The sequence below is a fragment of the Pedobacter hartonius genome, from assembly GCF_900107535.1.
GTDB classification, from domain to species: domain Bacteria; phylum Bacteroidota; class Bacteroidia; order Sphingobacteriales; family Sphingobacteriaceae; genus Pedobacter; species Pedobacter hartonius.
Window position 1 is genome coordinate 76,320 of the sequence record NZ_FNRA01000011.1, and the last position, 12,974, is coordinate 89,293.

The following is a 12,974-nucleotide window of genomic DNA, read 5'->3' on the forward strand; positions in this document are numbered from 1 at the left end:
CATAATTTACAGTTATAAATGTAAATAAGTTTTTTATTCCCTATTTCGAGTTAACTTATTAAAAAATTACAATATTTTATTACTGCGTTGTAGATGCTGTTTAAACGCATATTTATTGAGTAATAGTTTTACTTATTGGCTAAATGTTTTTAATTTTTGTTTTGTTGAGGTTTTTCCTGAATAAGATAAATTTAAAAAAAATTATCCACTTTATCTTATCATCATGAGATTAACATGATTATTTATAGCTGTTTAACTGATTGCTAAATAACTGCCTTTGAAGGGAACTTGCATCCCTGATCATAAAATATCATTAAGTATATTTGGCAGCTTATGGTCTATGTCGAAACTTATTATGAATAAAACCAGATTTGGCTTGCCGGCCTTTAAGAATCTTGACGCCTGTCTGATTTCCCTGATAGGCCTCATCATGATCCTGATCTATACAAGGCATGGAGGGATTGGAATATCGCCGGATTCGATTGCTTACCTGAGTGTGGCGAGGAATATCATCATGCATGGATCGCCCGTTGATTATACGTTGAGCCCGCTGGTGGATTTTCCTGTTTGTTACCCTTTCTTTCTCAGCATAGTTGGATTCGTGTCTGGCCAGGACCCCCTGGTCATCGCACCATGGTTGAACGGCCTGCTCTTCGCGGGGCTGATCGTACTGCTGGGCAGCCTTATCAATTCCTTTGAAGGCGTTACCAGGTCATACAAATGGATCATATTAATATGCATCGCCCTCAGTCCTTCATTACTTGAAATCTATTCCATGTTATGGTCCGAGACTTTATTTATCCTGTTTACGATTGTATTTATTTCTGCTTTTGGCCGTTACCTTAGAAAAAGATCGGTGATCAGCCTGCTGTGCTGCGCCCTTATTGCGTCAGCTGCCTGTATTACGCGTTATGCGGGTGTTACGATCATTGGAGCAGGGCTAATGCTGCTGGTGTTCGACCGTTCACTGGAATGGAAGAAAAAGCTCCGGCATTGTCTCTGGTTTGGCCTGGGTTCTATATCCCTGCTGCTGATCAACCTTTTGCGCAACAGGCTCATTACCGGATCTCTTACAGGCCCGAGGGAGCCCGGGATCCTGACGCTGAGTGATAACCTCATTTTCACCGGAAGGGTAATCTGCAACTGGCTGCCCGTCTCCGGTCAGCAGTCTGAGCTGGTCTCTGGTGTAGCGATCCTGGTATTGATCGTCATTTCTTTACTTTTCCTGAAACGCAGCTGGTCCGGCATAGTTACGCTCAGTACAGAAAACTGTTTTGCTGCTTTTTTCATTGTGTACACTGTTTTCATTACCGGAATTTCTACGATTTCACATTTTGAACAGATCAATAACAGGTTATTATCTCCTTTATACATTCCGATGGTCATTTCTCTGACCTCCTGGGTTCCCCGCGTAATCCGGAGATTGCCTGTGCTGACAATGCGGCTGGCCGGGGCATTGGCAATCCTCATCGCTTCTGGTTTTGCAGTCTACCAATACGAACAGGTAAGTATAATGTATGATGAAGTGAAGGGCTCCGGGATACCGGGTTACACGGAGGATGCATGGAAGAACTCAGAAACAGCGGGTTTTCTGCGGAAAAGGGCAGATTATTTTGATCCGGCATATGAGGTATATTCAAATGCGCATGAGGCAGCGTACTTCAACGGCGGCCTGATTACGGAATCCCTTCCCCAAAGAAGGGATAAAAGAGATACTTTTGAACTTTTAAACGGGGATGCGTTCTACCTGATCTGGTTTGACGATTTTTCAGACAATGAACTGGTGAAATTCAGGACCATCCGGCAGCATGCCGACCTCATCAAAAAATATGATTTTAAGGACGGGGATATTTTTTTTGTCAGGCCCCGCCATTCTTCAGCACAGCAGCGGTAACCATTAACTGGCCTACATGGCGCATGGTATGTTCCGCCCCGTGCACAAGCAGTCCGATCACTGTGGAAGGAAGACCGGCACGGCCAATGCCGCGGTAATCTGCAAGACTTGCCGCATCGGTTCCCCTGAGCTGTTGCAACGCAAGGTCTACCTGTCTGCCGAAGCGCTCAACGAGTTCTTTTGTGGTGTAACCATGGGCTGCATCTTTGCCTTCTTCATCCAGCTGCTCAAACTGAAAAGGGCTCAGCCCTTCAGCTTTTGCATAAGTAAAGACCCTGTCCAGCACTCCGCTCAGGTGTTGTAAGTGAAAGCCCACCGAGGCCATGCCCGCCGGGCGCTGCCAAAGTAATGCTGAGGGGAACTCATGCATATACTCATTCACTTCTTCCCGGGCTTGCAGCAGTGCATGTGCTACAGGCTGTAACATTGGAATGATATCGGGGAGGGGACCTCTTTGCCATACTTCTCGCTGCTGTGCCATATCGTTTTGGTTTATATGAATCTCAATATCCTGTTTATACTATTCTTTAGCGTTGAAACAAACCCTGCACCTTGGCTCGTAACTTTCTTTTTCGCCCAGCAGGATCTTCGCCTCGCTGGCTACCCTCCTGTACGAGTACATGGCCGGATTTCCGCACCTTACACACACGGCATTTACCTTAGTGACCAATTCTGCAATGGCCATCAGCGCCGGCACAGGGCCAAAGGGCTTACCCGCAAAATCCATGTCCAGCCCGGCTACAATTACCCTGATGCCTTTGTTGGCAAGCGTATTGCAAACCTCGGGTAAACCCTCATCAAAAAACTGTGCCTCGTCAATGCCTACTACCTGTGTGTCTGCATTCAGCAGTAATATCGATGCCGAATGATCTACAGCGGTGGCGGAAATCGTGTTGTAGTTATGTGATACAACAGCTGTTTCATCATACCTGGTATCTGTGGCAGGTTTAAATATTTCTATCTTTAATTTAGCGATCTCCGCACGCTTCAGTCTCCTGATCAGTTCTTCCGTTTTGCCCGAGAACATAGAGCCGCAAATTACCTCAATGCTGCCGCCAAATTCTCCTTTGCTATAATTTTGTTCGCTGAATAACATGTATATGGTAGGGGTTGTATGACCCGCGAATATCGAAGTTTTGCAGTGAATACCGAAATTTGTAGTATTTTTGAGTGTATTTTATCAACACAAACAGACATTTTTCCCGTTATATAACTATGATGAACCAGGAGGACATATTCAAAAAGATAGGACAGATACTCAATGAGTTGAATGACCAGTATCAATACTTAGCCCAAAATCCGGAGGAGCTGAATGAACTGGAGCTTGAACTCTTTTTGGCTAACGCCAGTTTTTTAACTGATCATGTTCAGATTGTCAGAAAATTAAATAAAAAGGCTACCCAGAAAGCCTTGCCTGAACATGCAGGCATTCAGGAGGAAACGATTGAGCAGGAGCCGGTTATCCCTGTGAAAATAGTGGAGGAACCAGCGGCGCCAGCGTCTCATGCTGAAACAACGCCTGTTAAACAGGCAATAGATGATGATATCTTTACACTGGACAAAGAGCCTTCCACCTTTGAATTTATTCTGAATGAAAAACCATCATCTGACAGATTTGAATTTGAGGAGAAATCTGTAGATGAGATATTCGACAGGCCACTGAGCAAAGAGGAAGAGCAGATCATTGCACAAAAACAAAAGCTGAGAGAACTGGATAGCCTGGAAAGCGAGCTGCCTGAAGAAGACGAAATAGGTCCGGAACCTTTCCTGGTATCAGAACCACTAGCTGCTACAGCTTATCCCGTGCCGCTAACAGAGCCTGAACCGGTAGAAGAGCCTGATTTTTTAAAGGATAAGCTTTCTGAAGAACAGGAACCGGAGAACTTGCCGTTTGATCAGGAGGAGGAGGTTGTTCCCGATGAGGAAGAAGAGTCAACTGAAGCATCTGCGGAAGAAGAAGTTCCTGCGCAGGCTGAAGACATCAAACCTGTGGCTGAACCTGCTGCCCGCATGGAACTGTTTACATTGCCGCAGTCAGCAGCTGAAACTCCTGCAGCGCCTCCAATAGCTGCAGCCGCTCCCGTAATAGAGGAAACTGCATCTGAAGGCCAGCCTAAGGTCAGGCCTACGTTAAACGATATCCTGTCCGGCAGCTCAAATACAAAGAATTTCAATACAGGCACAAGCCGGGTAGCTGTGACAGATTTAAAACAGGCAATCAGCTTAAATGATAAGATGCGATACATTAAAGACCTGTTTAACGGGTATAACCTGGCCTATGCCGAAGCAATAGACCTGCTGAATAAGATGCCGGACTTTAAAACGGCAGATACTTTCCTGCAGAATAATTATGCGGTAAAGAATAACTGGGCTTCTAAACAGGATACGGCAGATCAGTTTTATGAACTGCTGAACCAGCGTTTTCCGGCTAAATAAAGCCCATTCTGTTCGAGTCCAGTTTCAGGAATATAAAAAGCAGAACGGTGAAGCTCCAGAGTGAGGAGCCGCCGTAACTGATAAAAGGCAAGGGGATTCCAATTACGGGAATGATGCCTATCGTCATTCCTATATTGATAAATACGTGGAAAAAGATAATACTTGCTACGCAGTAGCCATAGACCCTGGAAAAGGTGGAACGCTGCCTTTCAGCAAGGTTAATGACCCGCAGGAGCAAAAAGATGTAGAGGGCAATCACTACGCTGCAGCCTACAAACCCCCATTCTTCACCAATTGTAGAGAAGATGAAATCCGTACTCTGCTCCGGTACATACCCGTATTTTGTTTGTGTGCCTTCCAGGAAACCCCTGCCGGTCAGCTGTCCTGAACCGATGGCAATTTTAGACTGTATCACGTTATATCCCGCTCCTTTGGGATCGGTCTTCAGTCCAAGTATAATTTCTATACGGGTGCGCTGATGTGGTTCCAGCACTTTTTCGTAAGCGAACTTCACCAGAAATAAATAGGCCACGGCAACGATAGTGGCAATGATCATGGAGAACATCATTTGCTGTTTCCGTTTATTCTGATAGGCAAAAAATCCGCCGACCAGTAAGATGATCGGGATCAGTACAGAAATGGGAACAAGAAAATCAGCAATAAAAAGCACGATCATTCCGAGAAAGATCAGTAAAAAGTACCCGGAGAGGCCTTCCCTGTAAAGCGGGAACATGAATGCCAGAAAGACAAGGGCTGATCCTGTGTCGGGCTGAAGCATGATCAGCAGGAGTGGGAAGCAGATGATGAGGCCCGCAAAGAAAATGGATTTGATATCCCTGAACTTGGGATTAAAATTACCAACGTACCGTGCAATGAGCAGGGCGGTACCAAATTTTGCCAGCTCTGAGGGCTGCAGCCTGAAACTCCCTAAGGGGATCCATGCCTGGTTACCCGCCACCTTACGCCCTACCACCAGTACCACCATCAACAGGAGCAAAGTTACACCGTAAACTATGGGGGCGAAAACACTGAAGAACTTTGCGTCCAGCAGCAAAATAGAAAAGCCCAGTACAAGTGCGGTAATAATGAAGATCAGCTGCTTGCCATAGTTGCTTCCGAAATTGAACAGGGTAGAGGTGTCCGGATTATAGATTGAGGCATAAATATTTACAAAACCAATTGTACATAGGGCCACATAGATTAAAATAGTAATCCAGTCTACATTGAAGAAGAAACGTCCGCCCTGTTGTGTACTCATTTAGTCAGTTGTAATTGTTTTTTGTTTGCTGCCGGTTTTTTTTGAGGTGCAGGAGGTACAGTAATTCTGGCTGCACTGTCCGCTTTGCGTGTGCTGTCTGCAACTTTAGGCCCCCAATAGATCTTTGGCTTAGGGATCTCTGGCAGTACCACTTGTTTTTTCATCCATTCTGCACGGTCAACCCTGTTGCCTGAAAGTTTGCCTTTCAGATACGTCTCTGTGATATAACTGGCAATAGGCGCTGCATACGCACTACCAAAACCTGCATTTTCAACAATCACTGCTATGGCGATCTTTGGATTGTCGCGCGGGGCGAACCCTATAAATACCGAGTGGTTCTTTCCGTGCGGATTTTGTACTGTTCCTGTTTTTCCGCACATGAGGATGTCCGGTATGGCCGAATCCCTTGCAGTACCGTATGGAGCATTCACTGCATCCTGCATGCCATCGATCACAGGTTCAAAGTGGCTTAAATCAATACCTACGGAATTTTTTACCAGGTATTCTTTTTTTACATCTCTCTTTTCGCCAATCGCTTTGATGAGATGGGGTTTGATATAATAACCTCTGTTTGCAATAATGGACATGATATTGGCCATTTGCAGTGGCGTGGCACTCATCTCTCCCTGTCCGATAGCCAGTGAGATAATGGTAGTGTAGCCCCAGTATTTACCAAATCTTTTGGTGTATTCTTCCGAAGTAAAAAGTCTTCCCTTACGCTCGAAGGGCATATCCAGGTCCAGTTTTGAACCTAATCCAAACTTCCTGACCTTCGCCTGCCAGTCGTCATAAGCTGCAATTTTACTTTTATACTTAGGCTGTGTCATCAGCTTCTGAAAGACATGGCATGCATACGTATTACAGGATCTTGCCAGTCCCCTGCGCAGCGAGATATTCCCGTCCACGTGTTCACATTTTACGGGATGGTTACCCGCCCAGTACACCCCCGGGCAGTTAAATGTTGTATTTGGGTCTATCACTCCTTCCTGCAAGGCAATAAGATCGTCAACAGGTTTAAAGGATGAACCTGGTGAATAATAACCGGAAAGCGGCCTTACGGTAAATGGCCTGTTCGGTAAGCGAAAAATATCCATATAGTTATTTCCCTGCTGCCTGCCCACCATCAGGTTTGGGTCATAGGTGGGGCTGCTGACGAAGGCCAGCACTTCTCCCGTGGCCGGTTCTATCGCAACGATACTTCCCACTTTGTTTTTCAGCAATTGCTCCCCGAGTTTCTGCAGCCTGATGTCCAGTGAGGAAACCAGGGTTTCCCCGGAAATAGCCAGCGTATCAAATTTGCCGTTGAGGTAACTTCCCTGCGGCACATTCCTGGCGTTATATATCGTGTTTTCTACACCGCGTTCACCCTGAAGTACATCGTTATACTGGCGTTCCACCCCCGCTTTTCCAATATAATCCCCCGGGCGGTAATAGCCATTACTTTCGTCAATATCCTTTTCCGAAACCTCTTTCACGTAACCGAAGAACTGGCCGGCTACGCTGTCCGGGTAGTGCCTCACGGTTCTGTTCTGTGTTTCAAAGCCCACAAAACGTGAAAGCCTTTCCTGCAGGGCAGCATAAGTCTGGACGGAAAGTTGTTTTTCAAATACAGACCGCTGGTATCTCGACTGGTTTTTCGCTTTGTTAAAGCGTTTGTGAAATCCCTTCATATCAATGCCTATGATCCGGCAGAGGGCGGCTGTATCAAAGGGTTTTACCAGGCTGGGGGTAACCATCAGGTCATATACCGGTTCATTTTGTACCAGTACTTTGTTGTTGCGGTCCATGATGATCCCACGGGCCGGGAAAGTGTATTTCTTTCGGAGTACATTGCTGTTTGCCGAAAGAAAGTAACGGTCGCTCGCTACCTGTATATAGAAGAGCTGTCCCAAAAGGATCAGCGCAACCACGATAAACAAGCCTTGTATGATATATTTCCTATTAAAAAGATTATCCATTTAACGCGATTTTCTATTATAGAAGATGAATTCTACTAATATAACAGTGAATAAGGTAAAGATACCGCTAAAGAGACATCTTAACAAAGTATAAGATAGTTCTGTTAATTTAAAAGCTTCTAATAAGAAAAGCACCAGGTGATGTGCGAATGTACACAACAGTGCATAGAGGGAAAACCATTTAAAGCCCATATTTCCCAGAGAGGGCTCGGGTTCATCAAAATTATCCCGGCTTACGGTAACCGAGATGAACAGGATCCTGACAAAGGCCAGTGTTACGCAGGCTGCGGTATGTACGCCCAGCGTGTCGTAGAAAGCATCCAGTGTTAATCCCGTACCAAATGCGATCAGGTACAGCAGCAGGTTGGGCGTTCCAAACGGGAGCAGCAGTAAAAATAAAATATAAGTGAAAGGAGTAGCCAGGTCATAAAAACTGAGGTTCCTTAACAAGAGTACCTGTATGGAAAGCAGGATAAACCACCTTATGATATTGATTACTATAATTCTACTGTTCATTCGGCAATTTTAGTTCTAAAGATTTTTCTTCCTGTGCTAATTTATCTTTAATCACGTATACATACTGTAAAGTACTGAAATCGTTATAGAGTTTGATCTCTATCGTCAGGAAATTATCACCTGTAGATATTCCCCTGTTGCTGATCGATCCGACCGGAATGCCGGGAGGGAAGGATCCGAAACCGGATGTAATCACGGTATCTCCCAGTTTAACCTGGAAATGGTTAGGGACATCTTTGATAAAAGCTTTTTTGTAGTCTGAATTCCTGTCGCCCCATACCAGCGAGCCCAGGGCTTTGGTAGACTTGATACTTACACTGATCTTGGCATCCTTATTTAACAGCGATTCAATGGTAGCCAGGTGCGGGGATACGTCCCTGATGATGCCAACTACGCCTCTGCCTGCCGATATAACTGCCATACCGCTTTCTATACCGTCAAGTGTTCCTTTATTGATAGTAATCACGTTATTCCTTAAGGTAACCGAATTTTTGATCACCCGTGCTGCCAGGTAGGTATACTGCACATGGTTAACTGTATCCTTTATCACCTCATTCTTTGCAGTATCAATATTTTTCAGGGCCAGGATCGCGGTATTCAGTCTTGCATTTTCCCGGGCCAGGCTGTCGTTTACTTCGCCGAGATTAAGATATCTTTTGAAGATGTTCAGCCTGATATACGCATGACCTACTACTTCGTTGGTAGAATTAAAGGTAACGCTGCGCTGATATGCATTATTCCTGACAGTGAGGACTACGCCTATAGTGAAAAAAATGACGAACAGAAAGAATGCGTTGTATCTGTTTATGAAAATCCAAAGGTTACGCATATTTCTTCATTCTGTATAGGAATACAACCATTAGTGATCAAATATTTTAAGGCCGGGCTATGCCGTGAAGCTTTTATTAAAATATTCTTATGGAAAACCTGGTTTAAGATTACATGGTGAAATGTAATCTTAAACCAGGTTTCGTTATCATTAAAAACAAATATATTCTAATGAAAATGTGAGTACAGTTTTTAGACTGACCCACATTTTATTTATTTTTCTTTTATTGAATTCTTATTGCATTAAAAACTTATAGCCCCCGATATTCTTCAGGGCAATACCTGTACCACGTACTACGGCACGCAGTGGGTCTTCGGCTACGTGAACCGGAAGTTTAGTTTTAGCAGCAACACGTTTATCCAGTCCGCGTAATAACGCACCGCCTCCGGTCAGATAGATACCTGTCTGGTAAATATCGGCAGAAAGCTCCGGCGGGGTGATCTCCAGTGCTTTCAGGATGGCTTCCTCAATTTTTGAGATAGATTTGTCTAAACAATGGGCTATTTCAGTATAGGAAACGGTGATCTGTTTTGGCACGCCTGTCATCAGGTCACGTCCCTGTACAGCAAAGTCTGCCGGTGGATCTGACAATTCAGGTAAGGCTGCGCCTACTTCAATTTTAATTTTTTCCGCGGTACGGTCACCGATCATAATGTTATGCTGGCGACGGATGTAGTTAACGATATCAGAATCAAAGTTATCTCCTGCGACACGGATAGACTGGTCGCATACAATACCTGAAAGGGCAATTACTGCAATTTCAGTTGTACCGCCACCGATATCGATGATCATGTTACCCATAGGTTCTTCCACATCGATACCTATACCTACAGCAGCAGCCATAGGCTCGTGAATAAGGTAAACTTCTTTGGCTCCGGCGATCTCTGCCGAATCCCTTACTGCGCGTTTTTCAACTTCAGTAATACCGGAAGGGATACAGATTACCATTCTCAGTGAAGGGAACATCCATCCTTTTCCGCCGTTCAGCATGCGTATCATACCTTTGATCATTGCTTCAGCAGCATTAAAATCTGCAATAACACCGTCTTTCAGAGGTCTTACCGTACGGATATTGTCGTGCGTTTTACCCTCCATTTGCATAGCCTGACGGCCTATCGCGATAATTTTATTTGTTTGTCTGTCAAAAGCAACGATTGAAGGTTCATCAACAACCACTTTATCATTGTGTATAATCAGGGTGTTGGCAGTGCCTAAATCTATGGCAACCTCTTGTGTGAACCAGTTAAATAAACCCATTTATAGGTGATAAGTTATGTTATAAAAATTCTGTATACTATTTAAATGTAAAACTACATCTTTTTATTGTATTCCGCTTTAAAAAATTAGTGCTTAAAATGTCTGATACCGGTGGTCACCATAGCGATACTTTTTTCATTGGCCATGTTGATGGAATCTGCATCTTTTATTGATCCTCCTGGCTGTAAAACCGCAGTAATACCTGCTTCAGCAGCGATTTCAACACAATCAGGAAAAGGGAAGAATGCGTCTGATGCCATCACTGAACCTACCAGGCCGAAATTGAAAGCATTGGCTTTAACGATTGCCTGTTTCAGGGCGTCTACCCTTGAAGTCTGCCCAACGCCGCTTGCCAGTAAGGTATTGTTTTTTACAAATACGATTGTGTTTGATTTGGTGTGTTTAACAATTTTATTTGCAAAGAAAAGATCTTTTAACTCAGCATCGGTAGGTTTTTTCTCCGTAACGGCTGTCATTTGATCCGTCCCTTCGATGATCAGGTCTTTATCCTGCTCGATCACACCGTTCAATAAAGTCTTGAATTGTTTTTTGCTCAGTTCCACTTCATTGCGCTGAAGGATAACCCTGTTTTTTTTCGCTTTGAACAACTCAACGGCTTCTGGCTGATAAGAAGGGGCAATTAAAACTTCAAAAAATAATTTATTGATTTCTGTTGCTGTAGCCAGGTCAATTTCGCGGTTAGCGATCAGCACTCCGCCAAATGCAGATACCGGATCGCAGGCCAATGCATCGTCCCAGGCCTGTCCGATAGTTTCTCTTGAAGCTACACCACAGGCATTGGTGTGTTTAAGGATGGCGAAGGTAGGCTCCTGAAATTCATCGATAAGGCTAACGGCCGCATCAACGTCAACCAGGTTGTTGTATGAAAGCTCTTTGCCGTTCAGTTTGGTGAACATCTCATCAAGGTTACCATAAAATACACCTTGCTGATGAGGGTTCTCACCATAACGTAATGTTTTGGCAGTATTAACGCTTTGTTTAAATACGTTTAGCGGTTCTTCGGTATTGAAGTACTCGAATATAGCGGTATCATAATGTGAGGAAGTATGGAATGCTTTTTTTGCATATGCTTTACGCTGTGCAATGGTAGTCTCTCCATTCTGATCTTCCAGTTGTTGCTGCAGGGTAGCATAGTCGTCCTTTGAAGCAAGAATCACTACGTCGTTAAAGTTTTTGGCAGCGGCCCTGATCAGGGAGATACCGCCAATATCAATTTTTTCAATGATTTCTTCTTCAGTACCACCAGCTTTCAGTGTTTCTTCGAAGGGATAAAGGTCAACAATAACCAGGTCAATCTCAGGAATCTCATATTCCGCAATCTGCGCTTTGTCTTCATTCAGGTTTCTGCGGTTTAAAATACCACCGAAAACTTTTGGATGCAAAGTTTTAACCCTTCCGCCTAAGATCGAAGGATAACCTGTAAGGTCTTCAACAGCTGTAACAGGTAAATTCAAATCTTTGATGAACTGTTCTGTTCCGCCTGTAGAGAACAATTGAACACCTTGCTGTGCAAGCAGGCGTACAAGGGGCTCCAGACCATCTTTGTAATATACTGAGATTAAAGCGTTTTTGATCTTTATTTGTTGACTCATCGGGTGTGATTTTTGAGCCGCAAAATTATAACTTTTAAGCGATAAAATTCAGTGAATGGCTCATAAAAATTCTTATTTCTGTATCTTTTTTAAGATACTTTCTACAATACGCGGATAATGTTGATGTTCAAGCTGTTGTCCCTTAAACTTTATCATTTCCAGATTATCGCCTTTATCTATCCTGTATTTGGCCTGGTAGATATACTCTCCTTCATCATAGTTTTCATCTACATAATGGATGGTAATGCCGCCTTCGGTTTCGCCGGCTGCCAGTACAGCTTTATGTACATGGTCGCCATACATTCCTTTTCCGCCAAATTTTGGCAGGATGGCAGGGTGGATGTTTACTATACGTCCCGGATATTCGGAAATCAGGTTTTTAGGAATCAGCCACAGGAAGCCTGCGAGTACGATCAGATCAATATCAAGGTTTCTTAGAAGATCCACGATCTGATCTGTTTCATAAAACTCCTTTCTGTCAAAAATATGGGAAGGTATCTCGAAGTTGTCTGCACGCTGTAGTACGTATGCTTCAGGGTTGTTGGTTAGCACAAGGGCAATTTCTACTTCCGGACTGTGTTTAAACAGTTCCATGATCTTCTGGGCATTAGAACCCGAACCTGAGGCAAATATGGCGATACGTTTTTTCATGTAGTATGTATGTTTTCAATGGCATTCAAGCTGGCTGCGCCGGTTTTCATGTAGTATGTATGTTTTCAATGGCATTCAAGCTGGCTGCGCCGGTTTTCAATTGCTACCTGTCAAAAATAGCATTTTAGGTATTTAATGAAAGGGTTTAGTGATAATATGTTTTACTGATTAGATAAGACAGGATATCAAAACTTCAGAAATGTTGGATTCTTGTATGACAACTGTCCATTTCTGCATAGGGCAGATGCAGTTTGCAATAATTATAAAAAGGAATTCAGTAAGGTTTAAAAGGTGTATAAATAATATCTGCAACAAATATAAGACGATTTTATAATGGGTATAAAACGTGTTTGTAACGACTGATTGTCATTTAAAACTCGTTTCATACCCTATTCATACCCGTTCCAAACCCCTTTCAAACAGAACGAAAATATAACAAAATTATATTCATATTACGTTATAAGCTATTCCTGTTTATGGCGCTGATCATATCTCATATTGCTGTTGATCCTGCAATTTGAAGATGCCAGAAAAATTTAGCCCGTATACTTATGACTTTAAT

General features: G+C 43.6%; 11 protein-coding genes. 2 read left to right on the forward strand and 9 right to left on the reverse strand.

Annotated elements, in window-relative coordinates; genetic code table 11:
• The first annotated feature begins 355 nt into the window (after nt 1–355).
• Nucleotides 356–1,894, forward strand: coding sequence for a hypothetical protein (locus tag BLW16_RS17575; RefSeq protein WP_090559037.1), 1,539 nt, complete (start codon nt 356–358; stop codon nt 1,892–1,894).
• Here the strand turns inward: BLW16_RS17575 and BLW16_RS17580 are convergent.
• Both BLW16_RS17580 and BLW16_RS17585 read right to left on the reverse strand, forming a co-directional pair.
• Entirely contained in the window at nt 1,860–2,375 is a 516-nt protein-coding gene (locus tag BLW16_RS17580; RefSeq protein WP_090559039.1) for a DinB family protein, read from the reverse strand. The two genes, BLW16_RS17575 and BLW16_RS17580, sit on opposite strands and share 35 nt — an antisense overlap.
• A gap of 39 nt (nt 2,376–2,414) precedes the next feature.
• On the reverse strand, nt 2,415–2,990 hold the full coding sequence (locus tag BLW16_RS17585; RefSeq protein ID WP_090559041.1) for a thymidine kinase: 576 nt from the start codon (nt 2,988–2,990) through the stop codon (nt 2,415–2,417).
• 119 nt (nt 2,991–3,109) lie between these two features.
• Here BLW16_RS17585 and BLW16_RS17590 point away from each other — a divergent pair, with 119 nt between their 5' ends.
• Nucleotides 3,110–4,330, forward strand: coding sequence for a hypothetical protein (locus BLW16_RS17590; protein ID WP_090559042.1), 1,221 nt, complete (start codon nt 3,110–3,112; stop codon nt 4,328–4,330).
• Here BLW16_RS17590 and rodA read toward each other — a convergent pair.
• From rodA to purN, 7 genes are all read right to left on the reverse strand, one after another.
• Nucleotides 4,323–5,588 (reverse strand): rod shape-determining protein RodA, encoded by a 1,266-nt coding sequence (gene rodA / locus BLW16_RS17595; protein WP_090559043.1) that lies wholly within the window; start codon nt 5,586–5,588, stop codon nt 4,323–4,325. The two genes, BLW16_RS17590 and rodA, sit on opposite strands and share 8 nt — an antisense overlap.
• Nucleotides 5,585–7,546 (reverse strand): penicillin-binding protein 2, encoded by a 1,962-nt coding sequence (mrdA, locus tag BLW16_RS17600; RefSeq protein WP_090559044.1) that lies wholly within the window; start codon nt 7,544–7,546, stop codon nt 5,585–5,587. Before mrdA ends, rodA begins: the two co-directional genes overlap by 4 nt.
• Nucleotides 7,547–8,062 (reverse strand): rod shape-determining protein MreD, encoded by a 516-nt coding sequence (locus BLW16_RS17605; protein WP_090559045.1) that lies wholly within the window; start codon nt 8,060–8,062, stop codon nt 7,547–7,549.
• Nucleotides 8,052–8,891 carry a rod shape-determining protein MreC gene (gene mreC, locus BLW16_RS17610; RefSeq protein WP_090559046.1) on the reverse strand — a complete coding sequence of 280 codons (840 nt, stop codon included), beginning with the start codon at nt 8,889–8,891 and terminating at the stop codon, nt 8,052–8,054. The genes BLW16_RS17605 and mreC overlap by 11 nt, the downstream gene beginning before the upstream one ends.
• Before the next feature lie 234 nt (nt 8,892–9,125).
• Nucleotides 9,126–10,148 carry a rod shape-determining protein gene (locus tag BLW16_RS17615; protein WP_037440490.1) on the reverse strand — a complete coding sequence of 341 codons (1,023 nt, stop codon included), beginning with the start codon at nt 10,146–10,148 and terminating at the stop codon, nt 9,126–9,128.
• A gap of 86 nt (nt 10,149–10,234) precedes the next feature.
• Nucleotides 10,235–11,761: a bifunctional phosphoribosylaminoimidazolecarboxamide formyltransferase/IMP cyclohydrolase gene (purH, locus tag BLW16_RS17620; protein WP_090559047.1), complete on the reverse strand. Its 1,527-nt coding sequence runs from the start codon at nt 11,759–11,761 to the stop codon at nt 10,235–10,237.
• 72 nt (nt 11,762–11,833) lie between these two features.
• The gene (gene purN, locus BLW16_RS17625) at nt 11,834–12,412 is read right to left on the reverse strand and encodes a phosphoribosylglycinamide formyltransferase (protein WP_090559049.1); all 579 of its coding nucleotides are present in this window, start codon (nt 12,410–12,412) and stop codon (nt 11,834–11,836) included.
• Nucleotides 12,413–12,974 lie beyond the last annotated feature (562 nt).